The sequence below is a fragment of the Streptomyces sp. NPDC055815 genome (assembly GCF_053616475.1).
Genome location: NZ_JBSHDU010000010.1, coordinates 119,629 through 143,490, shown reverse-complemented (window position 1 = coordinate 143,490; position 23,862 = coordinate 119,629). Strand labels below are relative to the sequence as shown.

The following is a 23,862-nucleotide window of genomic DNA, read 5'->3' as shown; positions in this document are numbered from 1 at the left end:
GCTTCCACATCGAGCACGACGAGCACGAGCAGGCCGGCACGAAGCTGAACGGCGTGAGCACCGGCATCCACGGCAAGACGGCCGGCAAGCTCACCAAGGCCAAGGGGCACCAGCGCCGCAACAAGGGCCGGGACGACATCGCCGACGCCCTGGACCCGGTCATCGACAAGGCCATGGGCGCTCTGACGAAGTCCGCCAAGACGATGGGCGACCACATAGGCGAGACGCTCCCCAAGGCCGTCAAGCGGATCTCCACCGACCACAAGAACAACGACGACGCCACCCGCGACCGCCTCGCCCGCGAGCGCAAGAACGACGACGGCCACGGCAAGGACGGCGCCGGCGGCAGGTCCGACGGCAAGGGAACCGGCACGGACCTGCGCCACAAGCCGGAGCCCCTGAAGGACAGCGCGTCCGACCCGCGCGGCAAGAGCATCGAGATGCGCAAGCGAACCTGCGAGGGCGACCCCGTCGACGTCGCCTCCGGCGAGATGACACTGGAGCAGGTCGATCTGTCCCTGGCGGGCGTCCTGCCGCTGGTCCTGCGGCGCACCCACCTGTCGACCTATCGCTACGGCCACTGGTTCGGGCCCAGTTGGGCCTCGACCCTCGACGAGCGGATCGAGCTCGCCCCTTCGGGTCAGGGCGCCTTCTGGGCCCGCGAGGACGGATCGGTCCTGTGGTTCCCCACGCTCCCCGCGCCCGGTGCGGCGGACCCGGTCCTTCCGGTGGAGGGTCCCCGACTGGCCCTCCGTCACGGCGGCCAGGACAACGCCCTGACCACGTACGTCGTCACCGACCCGCGCACCGGCGTGACCCGCACCTTCACCGGCAGCCCGTACCACGAGTCGTCGGCGTACTGGCTCACGGCGATCGAGGACCGCACGCGCAACCGGATCACCATCAGTCGGCGGGGCGACGGCATGCCCACCGCCGTGTCCCACTCCGGCGGTTATCTGGCGATGCTCACCTCCGCGGAGGGCCGGCTGCGCGAGCTCGCCCTGCGCACGCCCGAGGGCTCCCGGACGGTGATGCGCTACGGCTACGACGGACTCGGCCGGCTCTCCGAGGTCGTCAACTCCTCCGACCTTCCCTTGCGTTTCACTTACGACCCGGACGGCCGCATCACCTCGTGGACCGACCGCAACGGCTCCACGTTCCGGTACGTGTACGACGCCGCGGGCCGTGTCTCCCGCACGATCGGCCCGGACGGCTACCTGTCGTCGACGTTCGCGTACGACGTCCACCCCGCCACCGGCGACCGGATCACCCGCTTCACGGACTCCACCGGCGCCTCCCGGCTCTACGTCCTCAACAGCCACCTGCAGGTCCTGTCCGTGACGGACCAGCTGGGCAACACCGTCCGCCAGACCTGGGACCGCGACGACCGGCTGCTGACCCGCACGGACCCGGCCGGGCGGACCACCACGTACACCTACGACGACCGCGGCAACCTGACCGGCGTCGCGCACCCGGACGGATCCTCGGCCGGTGTCGAGTACAACGAGCTGAACCAGGTCACGGTCGTGACCGGCCCGGACGGTTCGGTGTCCCGGCAGGAGTACGACGAGGACGGCAACCCGGTCCTGTTCACGCGCCCCAACGGGACGACGACCCGGCTCGCGTACGACGGGCGGGGCCGTCTCACCGGGGTCGACGACTCCCTGGGCCCCGTGGACCGGGTGGAGAACGACCCGGCGGGCCTCCCGCTCGCGGTCCGCGGCCAGCACGGCGGGGTCACGCGCTACCTCCGGGACGCCTTCGGCCGGCCCGTACGGATCACCGACCCGCAGGGCGGCCGCACCGAACTCGAATGGACCGTCGAGGGCCGGCTCGCCCGACGGACCGATCCGGACGGGGCCACCCAGTCCTGGGCGTACGACGGCGAGGGCAACTGCGTCCTGCACACCGACGCCATGGGCGGCGAGACCCGCTTCGAGTACACCCACTTCGACCTGGTCGCCGCCCGGACGACACCGGACGGAGCACGCCACGAGTTCGCGCACGACACCGAACTGCGCGTCACACGCGTCACGAACCCGCAAGGACTCACCTGGTCCTACACCTACGACCAGGCCGGTCTGCTCACGTCCGAGACCGACTTCGACGGACGGAGCGTCCACTACACCCACGACGCCCTCGGCCGGCTCGCCTCACGGACCAACGGCGCCGGGCAGACGATCCGTTACGAGCGGGACGCCGACGGACGCCTCGTCCTGAAGGACGCCGACGGGGTGGTCACCCGCTTCGCCTACGACGACCGGGGCCGCCTGACCGCCGCCAGGGGGCTCGACACCGAGCTGACGTACCTCCGCGACGTCTCCGGCAGGGTGCTCCGCGAGACGGTCGACGGCCGGAGCACCACGTACGCGTACGACGAGGCCGGCCGCCGGGTCCACCGCACCACGCCGTCGGGAGCCGTCAGCCGCTGGTCGTACACGGGTGACTCCACCGCGCGCCTCGACGCCTCGGGGCATCTGGTCGACTTCGGGTTCGACGCGTCCGGCCGGGAGATCTCGCGCCGTGTCGGAGACGCGCTCACCATCGACCACGCCTATGACGCGACGGGCCGCCTCACCGGCCAGCACGTGCGGACCGCGGGAGAGCGAACCGTCCAGCGGCGCTCGTACACCTATCGCGCGGACGGTCACCTCACCGCCGTCGACGAACACCTGACCGGTCACCGCCGGCTCGAACTGACCGGAGAGGGGCGGGTCACCGGCGTCACGGCCGAGGACTGGACCGAGCGGTACGCCTACGACGAGGCCGGCAACCAGACGCACGCCACCTGGCCCGGCGCGGGCACGGCCGAAGGCCCCCGGGAGTACTCCGGAACCCGCATCGGCCGCGCCGGAGCGATCCGCTACGAGCACGACGCCCAGGGCCGCGTGGTGCTGCGGCAGCGGGCCCGCCTCTCGCGCAAGCCGGACACCTGGCGCTACGACTGGGACGCCGAGGACCGTCTGGTCTCGGTCGTCACCCCGGACGGAACGCGATGGCGGTACGTGTACGACGCGCTGGGCCGCCGTGTCGCCAAGCGGCGCCTCGCGGACGACGGGGTCACGGTTCTCGAGGAGACGCTGTTCACCTGGGACGGCGACATCCTCTGCGAGCAGTCGACCCGGACGCCGGGCGCGGCGGAGAGCATCGTGCTCACCTGGGACCACGACGGGCCCACCCCGGTCACCCAGGTCGAGCGCCGGCTGCTCGACGACGAGGAGGTCGACCGCCGCTTCTTCGCGATCGTCACCGATCTGGTCGGTACCCCGCGCGAGCTCGTCGACGAGTCCGGCGAGGTCGCCTGGCGCACCCGCGCCACCCTCTGGGGCACCACCACCTGGAACCGCGACGCGACGGCGTACACCCCGCTGCGCTTCCCCGGCCAGTACTTCGACCCCGAGTCCCAGCTGCACTACAACCGGCACCGCCACTACGACCCCGCCGCGGGCCGCTACGTCTCCCCGGACCCCCTGGGCCTGGTGCCGGCGCCGAACGCCGTGGCGTACGTGGAGAACCCGACCCGGTGGATCGACCCGCTGGGTCTCGCGGCGGAGGACGTGGAGACGGGGTGCCCGCACCGCAGAGGGGGCCGGCACCCGCACAGCGTGGTGCTCGGCATCGAGGACCACAGCGAAGCCCTCGTCGAACACCTGCGCAACCGCCGGGACGACCCGGACCCGGGAGCCCACACCTACAACGGCCCTCCGTACGGAAACGTCGTGGACGGAGTGCCGGTGTGGATGTCCAACGTGATGCAGTCCGTCGCCGACCAGAACACACGGCTGTCCGTCACCCTGGACGGAATGCTGAACAGCCGGGGCGAACGGGGCAACTGGAACACCCCGGCCGACATCGTCGACGCCTTCCAGACCGCCGTCAGGCAGGGCTCTCCGTTCACGACCGTCGACGGGAACCGGCCCGAGTACGGTAATGGAACCGCCTGGGAGATGAGCGTGATCGCGCGGAACGTGGTCGTCTACGAGGGGGAACTCAACATCTGGAACGAGCCGAACCCGGACGGGCGCTCGTGGGACGACATCCACTGGTACACCCGTGACGAGGAGAACGGCGGGTACAAGGAGATCAAGGTCCCCAAGCCCGACATCCCCGAGATCGACCCGCACGTCGCCATGAAGAGGAACAAATGATGAGGGAGCACGATGATGAGTGAAGGCCCCCGCGAGGCGGCGGAGATCGTGGCCGCGGAGTGGCGGCGGATCCTGGAGATGAGCGAGCGGCGCGTCGATCCCGCGATCCCGCGCGCGGCCCACGCGGACCCCCGGCTGCGGGAGTTGTTCCCCATGGTCAGCCATGGCGCGTTGTACTTCAGCCGGTGCACCCAGTACCCGTGGACCCATGACGTCGCCGGCCTGTTCCCCCGGCCCGGCGGGTTCCATGTGTTCCGGCACTCCGACAAGACGGTGCTCGGCGAGCCGGACACCGTGGAGGAGGCCGTGCGGCTCATCGTGGCAAACCTGCCCGAGGGCTGCGGTCCGGCGATCGACGGAACTCCGGACGATCTGTGACGGACCCCCGCTGACGGACCCCCGCTGACGGCACCCTCCTGGGCCGCGACCGGCCCAGGAGGGTGCCGGTGCCGTCAGGAGACGGTGAGGAACCGGGCGATGCTCGGCACCCCTTGGGCGTCCAGGGCGAAGAGCATGTAGGTGCCCGGCAGGACCACGCCCTTGTCGGCCGGGATCGACACCGTGTACGTGCCGGGCGCCGCGGCCGTGGAGGCCAGCGGGACCCGGCGCTGGTCGTTGTCCGTGGAGTGGGTCGCGGCCGCGGCCCGTATCAGGACGAAGGAGGCCACCGGCCTGTCGGTGGTCACCGTGAGCGAGGTGCCGGCGGCAGCCCGGGGCGGTACGTCCCCGGTGATGGCGGGACGCGGCTTGGGCGAGCCGTCGGCGTTGAGCAGGTACGGCGGGGTGAAAACGGCCCCGTCGGCGTGGTTGGTGGCGCAGTCGCCGCACAGGCCGCCGCCGCCGGAGAAGATCCGTCCGTCGGGCAGCAGGTTCGCCACGCTGTGGTAGTTGCGCGGGACGGCCATGGTGGCGAGCGGGCTGAAGCGTCCGGTCACCGGGTCCCACAGCTCGGGGGTCAGCACGGACGTGGCGTCGCTGAACGGCACGGGGTACGACTCCCCGCCGAACACGGCGACCTTGCCGTCGGGCAGGACGACGCTGTTGCTGTAGGCGCGGGCGTGGCGCATGTCGCCCGTGCGCGCGGTCCGGACCTGATCGCCGTCGATGCTCACGGTGTACGCGCGCCGGGTGGCGGACGACTTCTCGTACGCGGGCGCGCCGCCCAGGGTGAGCAGCTTGCCGATGTCGTACGCGACGGCGTTGCCGTTCATGGCGTCCTGGCTGTCGGCCCGGGTGCCGGCGGAGGTGATGCTCCCGTTCCCGCCGGTCGTGATCCAGTTCATCCGCTTGCTCGGGCCCAGCTGGAGCACCTTGCCGCCCGAGGTGGCGTACAGCCACATGTGGTTGTCGGCGCGGTAGGCGCCGCGCGGGTCGGCGGTCAGCGCCGGGGCGGCCTGGACGCCGGGCAGCTTGCGCCAGGTGCGGGTGTCCGGGGACCAGACCTCGCCGGCCTTGTCGCCGGCGGCTCCGCTCCAGGATCCGCCGAGGACGAAGGCCTCACCGGTGGAGAGGAGGGTCATGGCCTGGTAGCCGCGGGCGATGTTCATGTCGGTGGTCGAGGACCAGGCGTCGGTGGCCGGGTCGTAGATGCTCGCCTTCTCCGCGTTGCTGCCGCCGGTGACCAGGACCCGGCCGTCGGCGAGCATCGCTATGCCCGGGCAGAACATGTCGTGGCCGGTGTTGTCGATGCGGCGCTGGGTGACCCTGCCCGTCTTGAGGTCCAGGATCGCGGTCTGGGTGTAGCCGCTGCTGCCGCCGAAACGGTCCACGGCGTACGCCGACCAGGCCAGGAGTTTGTCGCCGGGCAGGACGGCGCTGGCCACCGGCACCAGGGGGAAGCCGGTGATCCGGCTCCAGGAGCCGTGGGCGGCCGGGTGGGCCGGTCCGCTCAGGCGTATCTCGGCGGCGGAGGTCCAGGGCCCGCGGTTGCCGGCCTCGCGGGTCACGGTCAGGCGTATGTAGCGGGCGTTGGTCGCGCGGGTGAAGGTGGCGGTCTTCACGGTGTCGTCGTCGCGCCAGGTGCCCGTGGCGACGGCTGCGCCGAAGGTGATGCCGTCGGTGCTGGTGGTGATGGTGTACGCGCCCGCGCGGCCGTTGGCGCCGTCCTTGCGCGGTTGGTAGACGAGGGCGGAGACGGCCCTGATGCGGTGCATGTCGACGGTGATGCTGTGCGGCAGCGGGGCCGGGGTCCCGGAGTACCGGCTGTGCCACTGGGTGGCGGGGTCCCCGTCGAGGACGTTGGCCGCGCGGCCGTTCTCGGCGGTGGTCTCCTGGTCGCTCGCGGCGGCCGTCCATCCGTTGCGGGGCAGATCGACGGTGGCCGCCGGGGTTCCCGGGTCGCCGAGGAGGTTGAGCTCCGCGGCGGAGCTCCACGGGCCGCGGTTGCCGGCCTCGGTGACGGCGGTGAGCCGGACGAACCGCGCGCCCTGCGGGGCGAAGCCGAGGGTCTTGGCGCCGGCGTCGTCGGCGAGGGTGCCGGTGGCGACCGGGCTGCCCCAGTTCTGGCCGTCGGCGCTCACGCTGATGCTGTACTCACCGACGCGCCCGTTGGTCCCGGAGGCGCGGGGCTGGTAGACGAGCCCCGAGACCACCGCCGTGCGGTGCATGTCGAGGGTGATGCTGTGCGGCAGCGGGACCGGGGTCCCGGAGTACCTGCTGTGCCAGATGGTGGCGGTGTCCCCGTCGAGGACGTTGGCCGCGCGGCCGTTCTCGGCGGTGGTCTCCTCGTCGCTCGCCGTGGCGGTCCATCCGGTCCGATCGAGCACGGGAGCCGCCGGCTCCATGGCGTTCGCCGGGGCCACCCCGTGGTGCGGCGACTGCTGCGCCGCCTGCTGGTCGCCGGCCACCGGCGTCGGCCGGGGCGCCGGACCTCGGCCGCCCGCCGCCGTACTCGCCACTCCGAGCAAGGGGGTGAGCCCGACGAGCAGCGAGCCGAGGCCGAAGGATATGAGCAGGGGGGAGCGGCGGAATGCTCTGCCGCGGGCGCGCGTGCGTCTGGACTGCAATCGGACCTCCTGGGCGAACCGTGAAACTGTCGCGGGCCCCTCGAACATAGGTCAGAACGCATCAACTCGACCGTGAAACAGCGGAGTTGTCCCAAACCGAAACCACGGCACGCCGCCCGCACCACCCCAGGACGACGACCCCCCGCCCACCCGCACCCCGAACGCACGAAAGGCCGCCCTCTCATGAATGAGAGAACGACCTCCGACCTGCGTTTCCGCATGGTCGGGACGACAGGATTTGAACCTGCGACCCCTTGACCCCCAGTCAAGTGCGCTACCAAGCTGCGCCACGTCCCGTTACCCGTCTGACCTGGGGTTTCCCCTGGCCGAACGCGCATGAGAACAATACCGCACTTTCCCGGGTGGTCACGCACGCGTTTCCTGGGCGCCCCTTCGGGCGGGGTGCGCCGGGTGTGCGTGTTCACTCTGCGTGACGCGCTCCCGCGCCTTCGGGTGCGCCCGCGCGCCCGCCCCGTCGGCCCCGAAGGGGACTCCGGGAGGTCGGAGACCGGTGCGACCTGGGCAGTAAGGAGGAAGGAGAGGTTCCGGAATGCCGCCCTTCTGGGGAGGAAGGGGCGCATGTGGCGATACGGAGGGTCTCATCGCCATATGCCATCCTCTTCGTTGCCCCGGGCATGTGGCAGAAAGATGACCATGGGGAAGGAACCCCGGATCCGGCCGACACGGCCAAGACCACACGAAACACAGTCAGATTCAATCGTCAACCGCTCCTGTTTCGGACAAACTTCGTGGCGATATTGATCCGTTCCGGAAAGATCAACACCATGAAGAGGTCGGCCTGTTCGGGACGGGACCACTGCCGATGCACCACCTGTTCGGACAACCCCGCCGAACAGGCGTCTCGCAGGGTGAGGACTCGGATGGACAGCTACTTCAGCAGCCGACTGCATCATGAGCTCAGGGAGACGGTCCGCGACTTCGCGGAGCGTGAGGTCCGGCCGCGGATAGCCGAGATGGAGGCGTCCCGCACGGTCCACCACGAGCTGTCGCGCAAGATCGCCGAGCAGGGCTGGCTGGGCGCGACCATCAGCCAGGAGTACGGCGGTATGGGCGCCGGCCACCTGGCCAAGACGATCATCATCGAGGAGCTCTCCCGGGTCAGCGGCGCCATGGGTGCCATGGTCCAGGCCTCCCAGCTGGGCACCGCCAAGATCGTCCACTTCGGCAGCGACGAGCAGCGCAAGACCTGGCTCCCGGAGATAGCCGCCGGTGCCTGCCTGCCGACGATCGCGGTCACCGAGCCCGAGTCCGGCGGTCACGTCCTCGGCATGAGCGCCAGCGCGGTCCGGGACGGCGACGACTACATCCTCAACGGCAGCAAGGTCTACGTCGGCAACAGCCACGTCGGCGATCTGCACGGTGTCGTGGTCAGGACCGGTCCGGGATCGAAGGGACTCACCGCCTTCCTGGTCGAATCCGATCGCCCGGGCTTCAGGACCGGTCCCCAGCAGCCGGCCATGGGCCTCCACGGCTTCAGCTTCGGTGAGCTGATCTTCGAGAACTGCCGGGTGCCGGCTTCCAACCGGCTCGGCGACGAGGGCGACGGCCTCGCCGTCGCGTACTCCTCCAGCGTGCTGTACGGACGGGCCAACCTCACCGCCGTCTCGCTCGGCATCCACCAGGCGATCCTGGAGGAGACCACCCGCTTCGCCTCCGAGCGCATCCGCTACGGCAAGCCGCTCCACGACCTGCCCACGGTCAAGCTGAAGCTCGGGCAGATGCAGTCCCGGCTGATGACCGCCCGGCTGGCCGCGTACCACGCCGTGCACCTGCTCGACCAGGGCCTCTCCTGCGACACCGAGCTGATGAACGCCAAGCTCGTGAACGTCGAGTCGGCCATCGACTCCGGTCGCAACGCCATGGAGATCCACGCCGCCGCCGGCCTCTTCACCGACCGGGCCATCGAGCGCTACCTCCGTGACGCGCACCACATCTTCGCCCCGGCCGGCACCTCCGACATCCAGCTCCTGCGGCTGGCCGAGGTCGCTCTCGGCCAGGACAAGGGCAGCTGGTCGGAGCGGCTCTCCGAGCTGGTCCGCACCCCGGAGCGGGAGCCCGCGCACGTCTGATCACCCCACCCCCACGGGCCGGGAGCCCCGGTACGGCCGCTGCCGTACCGGGGCTCCCGGGCGTGTGCGAAGAGGTGACGGTCAGAACATGCCGTCCTCGCGGCGGTGGATCTGCTCCACGAGCTCCGCCGCCATCGCCTTGATCGTCTCCAGACCGGCCCGCCCCCACGGCCGTACGTCGGTGTCGACCACGCAGATCGTGCCGAGCGCGACACCGGTGCGGTCTATCAGCGGCGCCCCCATGTAGGAGCGGATGCCGATCTCGTCCACGACCGGGTTCCCCGCGAAGCGCGGGTAGTCGCAGACGTCCTCGAGGACGAGCGCCTTGCGCCGGACCACCACGTGCGGGCAGTAGCCGTGGTCGCGGGCCATGAAGCGGCCGACGCCGCCCCCGCCCGCGGCGGCCGCGCCCAGGTCGCTGCCGGAGTGGGTGCCCTCGGGGGTGTGCAGACCCGCGAAGAACTGCCGGTTCTCGTCGATGAAGTTCACCATCGAGAACGGGGCGCCGGTCACCTCGGCGAGCCGGTGGGCGAAGTCGTCGAACGCCGGGTCCGGTCGCTCCCCGAGACCGAGTTCGCGCAGCCGCTGCACGCGGGCGGGCGCGTCCTTGTCGATGGGGGTCAGCAGGAGGTGACCGGTCGGGTCGTAGGTCATGGCGTGGCTCCGTAGCTCGGCACGGTGTCCGGGATGGTGGTGAGCAGATGCTGGACGAGGGTCAGCAGGGTGCGGATGCCGGAGCTGGAGATCCGGGCGTCGCAGAGGACGACCGGCACCTCCGGCTTGAGGTCGAGGGCGGCCCGTACCTCGTCGGGTTCGTAGCGGAAGGCGCCGTCGAACTCGTTGACCGCCACGATGAACTGGATGCCCCGCCGTTCGAAGAAGTCCACGGCGGAGAAGCACTCCTGGAGCCTGCGGGTGTCGGCCAGGACGACCGCGCCGAGCGCACCCTCGGAGAGCTCGTCCCACATGAACCAGAAGCGCTCCTGGCCCGGGGTCCCGAAGAGGTACAGGACGTGGCGGTCGTCGAGCGTGATGCGCCCGAAGTCCATGGCGACGGTGGTCGTGGTCTTGGACTCCACGCCCTCCAGGCTGTCGGTGGCCGCGCTGACCGAGGTGAGCAGTTCTTCGGTGCTCAGCGGTTCGATCTCGCTGACCGCGCCCACGAGGGTCGTCTTGCCCACGCCGAATCCGCCCGCCACCAGGATCTTGAGCGCGGTGGGGAAGGGGTCGGCCGCGAAACTGTCGTGGCGCTCAGAGCCGTTGTCGTAGGCCATCGAGCACTGCCTCCAGCAAGGAACGGTCGGTGGGATTGGCGTGGAAGCGGGGCGCGCGGGCGGTCAGCGCCCCGCAGTCCACGAGGTCGGAGAGCAGGACCTTGGTGACGACGGCCGGGAGCCGTAAGTGCGCCGCGATCTCGGCCACCGAGGTGGGTCCGTCGCACAGCCCGAGGGCCAGGCTGTGCTCGGGACCCATGTGTGCCTGGGGGGTCGATCCGGTCGCCATCACCATGGACAGCAGGTCCAGTGCGGTGGTGGGTTTGGTCCGGCCGCCGCTCACGGTGTACGGGCGGATCAGCCGCCCGGCCGCGTCGTCGAGCCAGGGCCCTTCCTGATGAGACGTCACGTCTACTGCCCGAGACCGCCCACCGCGCCGGCGGCCTGCCGGGCGGGGGTGACCAGGTAGGGCCGGACGCTCTTGACGAGCATCGCCATCTCGTAGCCGAGGACGGCGGCGTCCGCCTCGCGCCCGGCGAGGACGGCCAGGCAGGTGCCGGAGCCGGCGGTGGAGACGAACAGGAGGGTGGAGTCGAGCTCCACGACCACCTGACGGACCTCGCCGCCGTCGCCGAACCGGGCGCCGGCGCTGCGGCCGAGGGAGTAGAGCCCGGAGGCGAGGGCCGCCATGTGGTCGGCGGCGTCGGGGTCGAGGCCGTGGACGGATTTCACGAGACCGTCGGAGGAGAGCAGGACGGCGTTGCGGGTGTACGGGACCCGCTGGACCAGGCCGCTGAGCAGCCAGTCGAGGTCCGAGGAATGGCCGGTCGGCACATTGCTCGCCATGGTGATCTACTCCTTGTGCGCGTCGCCGGGACGCAGCGATTCATGGGGGGCGGGCTGGGATTCGGCGAGGCCGATGCCGCGCTGGAACGCGGCCATCAGGCCCGGGTCGTGCAGGGCGTGCTCCTCGGTCTTGCGGGTCACGGGCTCGTCCCGCAGCTGCGGGACGATGTGCTCCTGTGCGCGCCTCTTGGGGAGCAGGGGCCGGCCGTCGTCCTCGGCACGGGGGGCCGGGGGGAGCGGCGAGAGCAGGTGGTCCGGCGGGCCCGTGTGCTCGGATCCGGCCGGCTGGGCCGGTATCGCGGGGGCGGGACCTGGGTCGCCGTACCCGCTCGACTGCGCGCCCGTACGGAGGTACGGGTGCGAGCCGGCCATCGGGGTCTCCTCGTGACGGGCGGCGGCCCGCTCCAGGGAGGGCGAGGGTACGGACTGCGGTACGGGGGCGGGGGCGGCCGTGCCGTTCAGGGAGGTCTGCGCGGGCGTCTGCGGGGGGCCGGAGACGTGGCCGGAGAGGTGACCCTGGGCGTGCGCGGCGACCGGGGCCGGCGCCTGGCTCGGCGTGGGGGTCGGAGCCTGGGCCGGGGTGTGGCTCGGGGGCTGAGCCGGGGTGTGGCTCGGGTTCTGGGCCGGGGCCGCCGTCGGGGCGGTGGCCGCGGGCCGGCTCTGGGGCTGGATCTGCACCTGGCCGGGCGGGATGGCCGCCGAGCCGGCGGTCGCGGCGGTCTGGCGCTCGTGCTGGGCGAGACCCTCGGGGTCGGAGCCGAGGAGGCCCTGCGGGAGCACGAGGACGGCCTGGACGCCGCCGTAGATGTTGGACTGGAGGCGCACGGCGATGCCGTGCCGGCGGGCGAGCGCCGAGACGACGAAGAGGCCGATGCGACCGTCCTGGAGCAGGTGCGCGACGTTGACCTGGTCGGGGTCGGCGAGCAGGGCGTTCATCTTGTTCTGCTCGGTGACGGGCATGCCGAGGCCCCGGTCCTCGACCTCGATCGCGAGGCCGGCCGTGACGTACTGGGCGCGCAGCAGCACCGTGGTGTGCGGCGCGGAGAACAGCGTCGCGTTCTCGACGAGTTCGGCGAGGAGGTGGATGACGTCGGCCACGGCATGGCCCCGGAGCGTACCGTCGATCGGGGGGACGAGCTTCACGCGCGGGTACTGCTCGACCTCGGCGATGGAGGAGCGCAGCACCTCGGTCATGGTGACCGGGTTCGACCACTGGCGGCGGGAGATGGCGCCGCCGAGCACGGCGAGGTTCTCGGCGTGGCGGCGGATGCGGGTGGCCAGGTGGTCGACGTGGAACAGGCCCTTGAGCAGCTCCGGGTCCTCGACCTCGTTCTCCAGCTCGTCGAGGAGCTGGATCTCGCGGTGGACCAGGGACTGCAGGCGCCGGGCGAGGTTGACGAAGACCTCGACCTTCTGTTCGTTTCCGACGCTGCTGGAGAGCCGGGAGGCCTGGACGACGGCGGCGACGGCTGCCTCGTGAGAGCGGGTCAGCTCCTGGGAGAGCAGGTCGAATTCGTCGCCCGAGGTGGTCGTGGCGGGCTGCGTGGGGCGGGGCGGGGGGCCCTCTCCCCTGCGCAACTGTTCGACGACCGTACGGAGTTCGCTCTGACCGCGGGCGCTGGCGCGGCGCAGGGAGTTGCAGCGGTCGAGGACGGACTTGGCGGCCCGGTCCGCGCCGAGCGCGGCGGCGGTCACGGAGGCCACGGTGAGGGCGGCGGCTCCGGTGAGCGCGGCCCAGAGGCCGGGGGTGGGGCTGGCTCCCGTGGAGCGGATGGTGAAGAGGACGGCCGCCGCCCCGCCGAGGGCCACCGCGACGGCGGGGAGCACGGAGGTGCGCAGGAGTTGGGGGCGTATCCGGGCTTCCGCGGGGAGGGGCGCGGAGGCCTGCGCCGGGGGGTTGCTGTGGGTGCCGGTGGCGGAGCGGGCGCCTGGCCGGCCGTGCCGCCCGCCCTCGCGTCGTTCGGACCGCGAGGCGGGTGCGCGAAGTTGAGACATGAGTGTCCTTGGTACGTGCCCAGGAATCGGCGTACTGCGGGGGTGTTCTGCAGGGGGTCTACGGGGGAGGTGTTCTACAGACGTGCGATGAGCCTACCGATGATCATCAGCCACACACTGTAGTCGTCAACCGTTCATGTGCGGTGCGCAGTTGACAAACTTACCCGTAGAGCGGGCCGGTCTGGTATCGCCCCCGGTGCGACAGGCCGAGAACGATCGGCCGAAAGTCGCCGCCGTGGCCGGGAGGGGCCGCCGCCGGGCCGGAACGGAAGAGGGCGGAGGCGTCCACACGCCTCCGCCCTGCGCGGAAACCGCCCCCGACCGGAATCCCCGCAGGAGGGACGGGCGGAGGCGGCCTCACGGGGTGCGGGCCGCCGAAGGCCCGACCCCGGCCCGTGCCCGTACGGACTCCTCGGGCGTCGCTCCGGCGAGCGGATCCGCGGCGGCTCCGGCCGCCTCGCCCACGACTGGCCGGTAACCGTCGGTGAGAGCGGACGATCCCCTACCTCGTGTACAACCGCCGGGCCGGGGTCAGCAGCGGTTGAGCGTGCCGCTGTCCACCGTGGACTTGTCGCCGAACACCCAGCCCTCGGTCTCCGTGCCCGCGATGCGGGCGTAGATCCACTTGTTGGCGTAGGCGTTGGTGACGTAGCAGTGGTAGTAGACCTTCGTCCCGGACTTGACCTCGGTCACATAGGAGCAGTCCGCGTACGGCCCGGTGTAGAGGTGGGTGGTCTGGGACGCGTGGCCGTAGCCGTCGCTGCGGTTGGAGTGCGCCCAGCCGGTGCACGCCGTCGACACCGGCGTGGGCTCCTTCACGGTGGCGCTGGGCGTCGCCTTCGGCGAGGCCGACGGGGAGCCGGACGGCCGGCCGCCCCCGGCGCCGGGAGACGCCGACGCGGAGCCCGTCTGCTGGTCCCCGCCCTTCTTCGAGGGCGTGCCGGACGGCGTCCCGCCGGGGGCGGCGGACGCCGTCCCGCCGGGGTTGAGGGACGTCAGGTCCCCCGGGGAGGTCGGGCCGTCGGTCGTCCCGCCCGCGCCGGGCATGCCGCCTTCGGTGGAGGCGCTCGCCGTGGGCAGCGCCGTGTCCGAGCCGTCGCCCCCGTCGCCGGGCGTGTCCATCAGCGCGTAGGCGACTCCGCCGCAGACGAGGACGGTCGCGGCGGCCGCCGCGGCGATGGTGCGGGTGCGCCGGCGCCGGGCCCGTATCGTCGTGGCCCGGGTCTCGGAGCGGCTGTTCCGCCCGGCGGCCGCGGCGGGCATCACGCCCGGCTGCCCGGCACCCGCCACCGGCGGGGCCGCGTACGCGCCGGGCGGCGGCATGGAGGGGGCCATGGGCTGCGGGACCGGCGGCGGGTACGGCGCGGCCAGGGCGGGGCCGAAGCCCGGCGGGGTGACGGGCTGGGGCGCCGGCGCCGCCGTCAGGTCCATCGCGCCGCCACCGGCGACCGCCTCCAGCATCTCGCGCGCCTGCCCGGCGTCGGGCCGCTGCAGCGGGTCCTTGGCCATCAGCGCCCGCAGCACCGGGGTGAGCGGTCCGGCGCGCCGGGGCTCCGGCAGCGGTTCGCCGACGATCGCCGCGAGGGTCGACCACACCGACGTACGGCGGAACGGCGCGGCGCCCTCCACCGCCGCGTACAGCGTCATGCCGAGGGCCCAGATGTCCGAGGCGGCACCCGGCACCTGGCCCTGTGCGCGCTCCGGCGGCAGATAGTCGAGGGAGCCGACGATCTGACCGCTCTGGGTCAGCTTGGCCAGGGCCTCGTCGCCCGCGGTCTCCATGCTGGCGATGCCGAAGTCGGTGAGCACCACCCGGCCGCCCGGCTCCAGGAGTACGTTGCCGGGCTTGACGTCCCGGTGGAGGACCCCGGCCCGGTGGGCGGCGTCGAGCGCGTCCATCAGCTTCGCGCCGATCGCGGCCGCCTCGCGCGGTTCCAGCGACCCGCGCTCCGCCAGGACGTCGTCGAGGGAGGGCCCCTCGACCAGCTCCATGACGATGACCGGCAGCCCCTGCTCCTCGACCACGTCGTGCACCGTGACCACGCCGCTGTGCCGGATGCGGGCGGCGGCCTGCGCCTCCCGCTGCATCCGGACGCGCAGATCGGCCAGTTCGGCCGGCGAGGCGTCGGTGTAGGCCCGCAGGACCTTGACGGCGACCTCGCGGTTCAGCAACTGGTCCACCGCCCGGGCGACCACGCCCATTCCACCGCGCCCGATCATCGCGGTCACGCGGTACCGACCGCCCAGAACCTCGCCGACCAGATCCGCGCCGTTCGCCCCCGTCACCTGTCACATCCCGTTCGTCGCACTGTTCGAAACCCGCCATGTGGCGGGCACCAGGGTAGGGGTTCGCGCATGTGCGAGTGCGCACGGCCCGGCCCTCCGCACCGGATCCGCCGTCCAACAGCCGTGGTCACCACGACATCTCACCCGAGATCAGGACACGCGGCGGGCTCCGCCACTGCAAGCGTGCGACGGGCTCGTGCGCGGGAAGCGGCCACGGCCGAGGGGGTCGCCCGCGCGTCCGTCGCTTCCTCGGTCCGCCGAAGCGCCCTCATACTGTCCGACGGATGCCGCCGGGCCGCCGGTGCCGTCCTTCACCAAGGACGGGGACGGGGAGGCCATGCTGCTGCCGGTGTCCTTCATGACCGCCCGCGAGCTCGCGATCGAAGGGTACGAGGCCGGGCCCGAGTTCGCCTCCGGATCGGTCTTCCGGGTCGAGGCGGGTTCGGAGGCCGACGGCGCCAGGACCGGCTGCTGGGACTGGCGCTTGTCCTTCGGGTCAGCCGATGAGGGCGACGGGGCCGTCCCAGGCGTCCTGGTCGACCGTGAGGGTGTAGCCGCCGCGGGTCTCCCTGCTGTTGACCAGGTACTGGTGGCCACGGCTGTGGTGGGTGTACTGGGTGGCGCCCCAGGGCCAGTCGGCGGTGGTGGTGTTCTGCTTGTCCCACAGCGCGTACCAGAGGTTGCCCGGCAGGTCGGTGCGGTCGGTCGCGGTGGCGACGGCCTTGGCGCTGGAGCTGGTGAAGCCGTAGTAGCCGCCGCGGTAGGTCTTGGCGCGCAGCGTCTTGGTGAAGGAGCGCACGTACGTCAGCACGGCGTCGTTGCACGCCTTGTTCGTGATGTCGTACGGCTCCATGTCGAGGAAGATCGGGCTGCCGGCCTTCATGCCGAGCGCCGAGGCCTTGGCGACCGCGTCGTTGGCGTCCGTCACGCCGAGGGACGCCGCCGTCGAGGCCGTGAGCTTCTCGGGATTGGCGCTGGACTGGCAGGGCGGCTGGGCGCCGACGTAGATCGGGATGAGCTTCCAGCCCATGGCGCTCACCGACTTCGTCCAGGTCGCGGTGAGGTTCGGCTGGGCGCAGCCGCGGTTCTTCCCTCCGACGTACACCGCGGCGGCACCGTAGAAGCCGGTGTTCCACGCCTTCATGGCGGCGAGGGAAGGGGCCGTGCAGGTGTCGAACGCCCGGCCGGTGAAGGTCTTCTGGGCGGGCCAGAGCGTGGCCGCCGTCGAGGTCTGCGCCGCGACGAAGGCACCCACCACGGCGACGGCGCCTCCCGTCGCGGCGGCGATGTATCGACGCTTCCTGGACAGCCGATGTCCGGCCATACCCACCCCCTTCAGTGGCGCTCCGTACGTTCGGAGCAGAGCGCACTGTAACGGACGGCACCCGACGGCCGACGGCCCGGGGCGCCGGCCCGGAAACGTCACCGCCCGGTGCCCGGCGCGTCGCGGCAGCCGGGCCGGTTCCCCCGGCTGCCGCGTGGTGCTGCGCTCACCCGGTGCGAACCGGCGGGTGGGGGGTCACTTCGCCAGGAAGGCGAGGAGGGCGGTGTTGACCTCCTCGGCGTGCGTCCAGAGCAGGCCGTGCGGGGCGCCCTCGATCTCGACGTACTCGGCGGAGGGGAGCGCCCGGTGGAAGGGGCGCGCCGTGTTGTCGGCGGGCAGGATGCGGTCGGCCGTGCCGTGCAGGATCAGGGCGGGCACGTCGACGGAGGGGATGTCGGCGCGGAAGTCGGTGTACCAGGTCGACGGCGCGGCGGACGCGGCGAAGAAGCCGCCGCCGGCCGCGGTGTTCCAGCTGTTGCGGACCGCTTCCTCGCTGATCCGGCCGCCCAGGTTCTCGTCGAGGTTGTAGAAGTCGTTGAAGAAGGCGGTGTAGTAGGCGTAGCGGTCGGCCTTCACGGCGGCGACGATCCCGTCGAAGAACTCCTTCGGAGCCACACCGTCCGGGTTGTCGTCGGTCTTGAGCAGGCAGGGCTCGAGCGAGGCCAGGAAGGCGACCTTGGCGACGCGGGCGGAGCCGTACGTGGCCACGTAGCGGGCGACCTCTCCGGTGCCCATGGAGAAGCCGACGAGGACGGCGTCGTTCAGGTCGAGGGTCTCCATCACGGTGTTCAGGTCGGCCGCGAAGGTGTCGTAGTCGTAGCCGGTCGTCGGCTGGGAGGACTGTCCGAAGCCGCGGCGGTCGTACGTGATGACGCGGTAGCCGGCGTCGAGCAGGGCGGCGCTCTGCCGCTCCCAGGAGTGGCCGTCGAGCGGGAAGCCGTGGATGAGGACGACGGGCTGTCCGGCGCCGTGGTCCTCGTAGTAGAGGTCGATGGAGGTGGTGTTCTCCTGGCCCACGGTGATGTACGGCATGGGGTGTGTCTCCTCGATGCGAAAGCTGCGAATCGGTGCGAAGTCGCCGTCCCGCGCCTCTGGGAGGTACGGAACGCCCTCACGCTACGGCCGGGGAACGGCCGCGTGTTGTCGCGCCACGCACCGCGCCTTGCCCCTGAGTGCAGCGTTCCGCCCGCGCGCGATTCCTGCCTGTGGTTCTGCCTGGAGGTGGGAACGGGCCGCTGCTTGGCTGTGCGGTGCGGGCCGGAAGCCGGGCCTCCGTCCCGGCGTCCCCCGGAGTCACTTCCCCTGAGCGGAGACATTGTGAGCTTGGTGTTGACGACCGCCTCCGTGCCGGACCGTGACAAGGTCGCGTACTGGAACGACGCGGTGAGCCGGACGTTGGTGCCGATGACGATCGCCCCTCGCGGCGACGGGCCGTTCGACGGCCGGATCACCACCCGCCGCGTCGGATACCTCCAGGTCTCCACGATGGAGGCCGACGCGAAGCGGGTCAGCCGCACGCCGGCGCTCATCGCCAGGTCGTCCGAGGCGCTGGTGGCGGTCGGTGTCCAGATATCCGGCACGGCCACCTTCGTCCAGGACGGCCGGCAGGCCGAGCTGGGTGAGGGCGACCTGGTGGTGTACGACACGAACCGGCCGTACTCCTGCGACTATCCCCGGCGGTTCGCCACGCACGTCTTCCAGCTCCCGCGCCACGCGCTGGGCGTGCCGGAGAGCGACATCCGTCAGGTCACGGGCCATGCCATCGGCACCGGGAAGGGCTTCGGCGCGATGCTGCGGCCGTTCCTGGCGACCCTGGCCTCCTCCTCGGCCGACGGCTACCCGCCGGCCCTCGCGGACCGGCTGGCCGGCAATGTCGTCGACCTGTTCGCCACGCTGGTGGCGGAGCGGGCCCACCCGGCCGGTACGGACGCGGACGGCCGGAACCATCTGATGCCGCGCGTCCGCGACTTCATCAACCGGAACCTGGGCGACCCGGACCTGTCACCGGAGCGCATCGCCCGGGCGCACCGGATCTCCGTCCGGTACCTGCACCGGCTGTTCGAGGGCGAGGGGACCACGGTCGGCCAGCTCATCCGGCAGCGGCGCCTGGAGGAGTGCGGCCGCGAACTGGCCCGACGCGGCAGGACCGCCCCGACCGTGTCCGCGGTGGCCCAGCGGTGGGGTTTCGTGAACCCCGCTCACTTCAGCCGGTCCTTCCGCGCCGCCTACGGCGTCTCCCCGCGCGAATGGCGCGACCTGCGCACGGCCCACGGTACCGAGCGGGAAGGGGCTGACCTTCCGCCGTACAGCGGGTAAGGTCCCCGCTCGGAGCCGCGCCGGCCGACCCGCGCCCGCGGCGGCGGTCCCCGGCCCGGCGGCCGCCGCACCGCGTTCCGCCGCTCGACCAGCGCCCGGTGCGCACCGAACCGCCCCTTCGCTTCAGGCCCTCCCGGCAGGAGACCGTGTGTGACCGACTTCGCCCCTTCGTCCGCTCGGCAGCCGGTCCTCGACCACCCCACCCGCGCCTTCGTGGCCCGGCACGCCTGCCCGCCGTCGGCGCCCGGCACGGACCCGGAGCAGGCCCGTCTTGACCTGGCACGTCTCCAGATGCACGACGTCCCCGACCCGCTCGACCGTCTCGACGAGGCAGCCACCTCCTCGGAGTGGTTCGCGCTGCCGGGCGGGCCGACCGGGCACGTACGGGTGCAGGTGGTGAGGCCCGCCGACAGCGTCGGCGAGCTCCCCGTCGTGCTGTTCCTGCACGGCCTCGGCTGGACCCTGGGCGACGCCGCCACCCATGAACGCCTGGTGCGCGCCTTCGCCCTCGGCGCGGACGCGGCCGTCGTCTTCGTCGAGTACGAGCGCGCCCCCGAGGCGCGGTATCCGGTCGCCGTCGAGCAGTGCTACGCGGTCGCGCGCTGGATCTGCGAGCGGGGCGGCGAGATCGGCCTGGACGGCAGCCGGATGGCCGCCGTGGGCGACTCGGCGGGCGGCAACCTGGTGGCGGCCCTGACCCTGCTCGCCAAGGAACGGGGAGGGGTGCGGCTGCTGCAGCAGGTGCTGCTGTGCCCGGTCACCGACGCCGGCTGCGACACCCCCTCGTACGAGGAGTTCGCCGACGGCTACTTCCTCGGCCGCGCGACCATGCGCTGGTTCTGGGACCAGTACCTGCCCGACGTACGGCAGCGGAGCCAGGCCACCGCGTCACCGCTGCGGGCGTCCCTGGAGCAGCTCACCGGGCTGCCGCCGGCGCTGGTGGTGACCAGCGAGGCCGACGTGGTGCGCGACGAGGGCGAGGCGTACGCGACGAAGCTCCGGGCGGCCGGGGTGCCGGTGGTCTCCATGCGCTACCACGGGACGATCCACGGCTTCATGGTGCTCGACCCGCTCCGCGACACGGAGGCCGCCCGCGCCGCGCTCGTCCAGGCCCTCGACACCGTGCACGTCGCCCTGCACCGGCACCGCGGCTGAGGTCGGCCGCCGTCACTCGGCGGGGAGCGTGTCCAGGAGCTTCTGCGCGGTCTTGAGGTCCTTGCTGTCGACCGCGTCGCCGAAGGCGACGGTCTGACGGAGACAGGAGCGGGCTTCCTCGGCCTCTCCCAGTTCGATCAGGGCCTCTCCCAGGTGCACGAGCGTGCTGCCCTCGATGTGGGGAATGCCTATGTGGCCGGACAGGGCCAGAGCACGGCGATAGTGGTCGGCCGCCTCGCGCCATCGCTTCGTGTCGGCGTAGCCGCGACCGAGCGCGCGGGTCGTGTTGGCACGGTATATGTCGGCGATGTGCCCACTCACCGGGCAGTCGGGCGCATCCAGGAAGGCGATGACGCGCTGGTGCTGGATCAGGGCCTCCTCGGCACGACCCAGCAGGCGCAGGGAGGTGCCGTGGGTGAACATGGCGCCCAGCCAGCCCTCGTGGTCGTCGGTCTCTTCGTAGAGTGCGATCGCGGCGAGCGACGTGTCGGCTGCCTCCTGGACCTCGCCGAGCTCCGACCGGGCCCATGCCGCCAGCGTCAGTGCCGAGGCCTGCTGGGAGGCGTTCTGGGCACGTCGTGCGAAGCGCAGCCCTTCTTGGGCCTGTTCGACGGCCTCCCTGTACCGGGATTCGCAGGAGAGGGACCAGGAGTGCATGTTGAGGTGGAAGGCCCGCATGTACGGGTCGTCGAGCGCGGCGGCGGAAACGCCGGCCAAGCGGAACACCTCCGGCCAGTGCCCCCAGTGGACCCACAGGTTGACGAACCATTCCATCGCGTGGGCGGTCTCCACGACCTGGGCGTGCTCGCCCCGATGGGCGGCGCTGCGCAGCGCCGCGAGCCAGGACGGGGCTTCGCTCTGGAGCCAGGAACGGGCCTCCTCCGCGCTCTCCAGCGGGACCAGGCCCTGCCAGGAGGGCGGCGGCGCCCCGTACTTGGGCTTGTACCAGCGGCCGGCGACCACGGCGGTGTCCAGGAGCCAGACGCGGAGGCGGTCCTCGGCCGCTTCCCGCTCACCGGGTTCCTCCTGGCGGGACAGTCGGGCGCGGGCGAACAGCCGTAGGAGGTCGTGCAGTTGGTAGCGGCCGGTGAAGGTGGCCTGCAGCAGCCCGGCCTCGACGAGTTCCTCCATCACGTCCTCGGCCTCGAAGACGTCCGTCGCGGTCAGGGCGGCGCCGTAGGCGGCGGTCATGTCCGGCCCCGGCACCAGACTCAGCAGCCGAAGCATCCGCGCGGCCTGGCCTGTCAGTTGACGGTAGGACAGCTCGAAGGCCGCCTCCACCCGTACGTCGCCGGCGGCGAGCGCGCCGAGGCGGCGTTCTTCGTCGGCCAGGCGCCGGACCAGGTGGTCGACGCTCCATCCGGAACGGACCGTCAGCCAGTTGCCCGCCACCCGCAGGGCCAGCGGCAGCCGCCCGCACAGCTCGGCGACCCGCGCCACGGCCTCGGGTTCCGCGTCCGCCCGCTCCTCGCCCAGGATCCGGCGCAGCAGGTCGACCGCCTCGTCCTGCGCCATCGCACACAGCATCAGGCGGCCGACGTCCTCAAGGCCGGTCAGGGGCCGCCGGCTGGTGATCAGCACCAGACTCCGCCCGGAGGCGGGCAGCAGCTCGCGAACCTGCCCCTCGTCGCGGGCGTTGTCCAACACGACCAGGCACCGGCGGTCACCCAACAGCGCTCGCAGCAGCCCCGCGCGGCCCTGGGGATCCTCCTGCGCCAGCCTGCGGTCCGACACGCCGAGGGCCTTCAGCAGCTTCAGGAGCGCCTCGCCCGTGTCCACGGGCCCGTCCACACCGTGCAGGTCCACCACGAAGCACCCGTCGGGGAAGTCTTCCGCCAGATCCGCCGCCGCCTTCAGCGCGAGCGTCGTCTTCCCGCACCCGGGAGGACCCGAGACGACCCATACCGGCATCTCCTCGCCGGTACGGGCGCGTTCCGCCGCCTTCCGCAGCAGTGCCAGCTCCGGTGCGCGCCCCGTGAAGTCGCCCACCGTGCGCGGCGGCACCACCGTCCCCGCCGTCGCGACCGCGCGCGTCGGACGCGCCGTCCGTGCCGAGGCGAGCAGCGCCTCCCGCTCCGCGTCCGCGAGCCCGAGGCCCTCCGCGAGCGCCACCACCGTGCGCCGCTGCGGTACGCGACTGCGTCCCCGCTCCATGTCGCCGATGGCCCGGACGCTCACGCCCGAGGCCTCGGCCAGTTCCTCCATCGTCAGCCGGCGTTGCTGCCGCAGATCCCGCAGAACTGCACCGAACGACCTGTCCCCGTACACAACTCCTCGTTCCTCCCGCCCCGAGGAAAGGATACGGTGTGTCAGTTCGGGCGAAACCGCAGGCCAGCGGCGTGAACCCAGGAGCCGGGCCCACCCCGGAGGGTGGACCCGGCACGCTGCGCGGTCAGGGGGTCAGAGGCCGAAGCGCGCGCGACGCGGCTCCGGGACGAGGTCGGCGTACTCGGGGTGCTTGCGGATCCACCCCCGGATGAAGGGGCAGTACGGCAGGACGTGCAGCCCGCGTGCGCGGGCGTCGTCGAGGGCGCCCCGGGCGAGCAGCCCGCCCAGGCCCCGGCCGGCGAACCGGGGATCGGTCTCGGTGTGGATGAAGGCGATCTCGTCCTCGGAGAGGAAGTACTCGGCGAAGCCCGCGGGCTCGGTGCCGTCGTCACCGGCGAGGACCTCGTAGCGGGACTTCTCCGGGCGGTCCACCACCTGCGGTTCCATGGGTGCTCCTGTGCGGTCGGGGTGTACGGGGGGTGAGGGGTGGATCAGAGCGTGCGGCGCACGCCCGCCTGGCGTTCGAGGTTGCGGAGCTGGACCGCGAGGTCGCCCTCCACGGCGGCGTGGGCGGGGCCGCTGCGGCCGATGGGCAGGACCTCCTCGCTGCGCATGTCCTCCAGCATCAGGGCGAACGCCGCGTACATCGCGACGAGCGCCACCAGGAGTCCCAGGGCCCCGGAGGTGCGGGTGAGCCATTCGGCGCCGGTGAGACCCGACAGGCCGGTGGTCGCCCAGCGGGGCAGGGAGACCGCGAGGACGAGCCACAGCGCCCGCTTGGGGCGGGTCACGGCGGTCATCAGTGCGCCGAAGCAGAGCAGCGCCAGGTTGAAGACGCCGAGGACGCGCAGGCCGTCGTCCGCGCCGCTGAACATGACGAGCGCGTAGGCCAGCCAGCTGCCGGCGAAGACGGCCATGAGCGTCGCCGCGATCACGTCGCGGGCGCCGAAGGCCAGGACGCTCACCAGGAACTGCAGGGCGAAGGCGGGCAGGACGCACAGGGCGACCGCGCCGCGGGCCTCGGCCCCGAAGAGCCCGAGCTGGAGGCAGCCCGTCATCACGGAGGCGATCGCCACTGTGAAGAAGCCGAGCGGCATGGGCGAGGCGATGGGGCGCAGGTTGATCCGGGTCATGGACCGGAGGTCGGGCTCGAAGCGGCGGCCGGGGGCGGCCTCCGGTCCTTCCTCGGAAGCGGATTCCGTACTCATCGTGGGG

Annotated in this window: 17 protein-coding genes and 1 tRNA gene; 5 read left to right on the top strand and 13 right to left on the bottom strand. The window is 72.1% G+C overall.

What is annotated here, in order from left to right:
- A partial coding sequence (locus ACWGN5_RS10180) for an RHS repeat-associated core domain-containing protein (RefSeq protein WP_453513145.1) occupies positions 1-4,148 on the top strand: 4,148 nt, incomplete at its 5' end.
- A 15-nt stretch (positions 4,149-4,163) separates the two neighbouring features.
- Positions 4,164-4,526, top strand: coding sequence for a DUF6193 family natural product biosynthesis protein (locus tag ACWGN5_RS10175; RefSeq protein WP_453513143.1), 363 nt, complete (start codon positions 4,164-4,166; stop codon positions 4,524-4,526).
- 74 nt (positions 4,527-4,600) lie between these two features.
- Here the strand turns inward: ACWGN5_RS10175 and ACWGN5_RS10170 are convergent, their stop codons facing one another.
- Positions 4,601-7,153 carry a discoidin domain-containing protein gene (locus tag ACWGN5_RS10170; RefSeq protein ID WP_453513141.1) on the bottom strand — a complete coding sequence of 851 codons (2,553 nt, stop codon included), beginning with the start codon at positions 7,151-7,153 and terminating at the stop codon, positions 4,601-4,603.
- Between the two features lie 220 nt (positions 7,154-7,373).
- Positions 7,374-7,450: transfer RNA gene (locus ACWGN5_RS10165), tRNA-Pro, on the bottom strand.
- Positions 7,451-8,034: 584 nt separating this feature from the next.
- Here ACWGN5_RS10165 and ACWGN5_RS10160 point away from each other — a divergent pair.
- On the top strand, positions 8,035-9,243 hold the full coding sequence (locus ACWGN5_RS10160) for an acyl-CoA dehydrogenase family protein (protein ID WP_453513139.1): 1,209 nt from the start codon (positions 8,035-8,037) through the stop codon (positions 9,241-9,243).
- Between the two features lie 81 nt (positions 9,244-9,324).
- Here ACWGN5_RS10160 and ACWGN5_RS10155 read toward each other — a convergent pair whose 3' ends face one another.
- From ACWGN5_RS10155 to ACWGN5_RS10120, 8 genes are all read right to left on the bottom strand, one after another.
- The gene (locus tag ACWGN5_RS10155) at positions 9,325-9,897 is read right to left on the bottom strand and encodes a GAF domain-containing protein (RefSeq protein ID WP_351186414.1); all 573 of its coding nucleotides are present in this window, start codon (positions 9,895-9,897) and stop codon (positions 9,325-9,327) included.
- Complete coding sequence (locus ACWGN5_RS10150; RefSeq protein WP_453513135.1) at positions 9,894-10,517, bottom strand: GTP-binding protein; 624 nt, start codon at positions 10,515-10,517, stop codon at positions 9,894-9,896. Before ACWGN5_RS10150 ends, ACWGN5_RS10155 begins: the two co-directional genes overlap by 4 nt.
- The gene (locus tag ACWGN5_RS10145) at positions 10,495-10,866 is read right to left on the bottom strand and encodes a DUF742 domain-containing protein (protein WP_189806647.1); all 372 of its coding nucleotides are present in this window, start codon (positions 10,864-10,866) and stop codon (positions 10,495-10,497) included. Before ACWGN5_RS10145 ends, ACWGN5_RS10150 begins: the two co-directional genes overlap by 23 nt.
- Positions 10,867-10,868: 2 nt before the next feature.
- On the bottom strand, positions 10,869-11,303 hold the full coding sequence (locus tag ACWGN5_RS10140; protein WP_041132185.1) for a roadblock/LC7 domain-containing protein: 435 nt from the start codon (positions 11,301-11,303) through the stop codon (positions 10,869-10,871).
- A gap of 6 nt (positions 11,304-11,309) precedes the next feature.
- Entirely contained in the window at positions 11,310-13,298 is a 1,989-nt protein-coding gene (locus tag ACWGN5_RS10135; protein WP_453513133.1) for an ATP-binding protein, read from the bottom strand.
- A 531-nt stretch (positions 13,299-13,829) separates the two neighbouring features.
- On the bottom strand, positions 13,830-15,518 hold the full coding sequence (locus ACWGN5_RS10130; RefSeq protein ID WP_453513161.1) for a protein kinase domain-containing protein: 1,689 nt from the start codon (positions 15,516-15,518) through the stop codon (positions 13,830-13,832).
- A 562-nt stretch (positions 15,519-16,080) separates the two neighbouring features.
- Positions 16,081-16,908: a glycoside hydrolase domain-containing protein gene (locus tag ACWGN5_RS10125; RefSeq protein WP_453513130.1), complete on the bottom strand. Its 828-nt coding sequence runs from the start codon at positions 16,906-16,908 to the stop codon at positions 16,081-16,083.
- 195 nt (positions 16,909-17,103) lie between these two features.
- Positions 17,104-17,940, bottom strand: a complete 837-nt coding sequence (locus tag ACWGN5_RS10120) for an alpha/beta fold hydrolase (RefSeq protein ID WP_453513127.1) — start codon at positions 17,938-17,940, stop codon at positions 17,104-17,106.
- Between the two features lie 285 nt (positions 17,941-18,225).
- Between ACWGN5_RS10120 and ACWGN5_RS10115 the strand changes: the two genes are divergently transcribed.
- Positions 18,226-19,224: an AraC-like ligand-binding domain-containing protein gene (locus tag ACWGN5_RS10115; RefSeq protein ID WP_453513125.1), complete on the top strand. Its 999-nt coding sequence runs from the start codon at positions 18,226-18,228 to the stop codon at positions 19,222-19,224.
- 150 nt (positions 19,225-19,374) lie between these two features.
- Positions 19,375-20,379 (top strand): alpha/beta hydrolase, encoded by a 1,005-nt coding sequence (locus ACWGN5_RS10110; protein WP_453513124.1) that lies wholly within the window; start codon positions 19,375-19,377, stop codon positions 20,377-20,379.
- 12 nt (positions 20,380-20,391) lie between these two features.
- On the opposite strand, the gene ACWGN5_RS10105 is transcribed toward ACWGN5_RS10110, so the two are convergent.
- The 3 genes from ACWGN5_RS10105 to ACWGN5_RS10095 all read right to left on the bottom strand — a co-directional run bounded on the left by ACWGN5_RS10105 (position 20,392) and on the right by ACWGN5_RS10095 (position 23,855).
- The gene (locus ACWGN5_RS10105) at positions 20,392-22,647 is read right to left on the bottom strand and encodes an ATP-binding protein (RefSeq protein ID WP_453513122.1); all 2,256 of its coding nucleotides are present in this window, start codon (positions 22,645-22,647) and stop codon (positions 20,392-20,394) included.
- Between the two features lie 132 nt (positions 22,648-22,779).
- A complete protein-coding gene (locus ACWGN5_RS10100) occupies positions 22,780-23,094 on the bottom strand; it encodes a GNAT family N-acetyltransferase (RefSeq protein ID WP_453513120.1) in 315 nt (104 codons plus the stop codon).
- A gap of 44 nt (positions 23,095-23,138) precedes the next feature.
- The gene (locus ACWGN5_RS10095; protein WP_453513118.1) at positions 23,139-23,855 is read right to left on the bottom strand and encodes a GPR1/FUN34/YaaH family transporter; all 717 of its coding nucleotides are present in this window, start codon (positions 23,853-23,855) and stop codon (positions 23,139-23,141) included.
- Between the last annotated feature and the right edge of the window lie 7 nt (positions 23,856-23,862).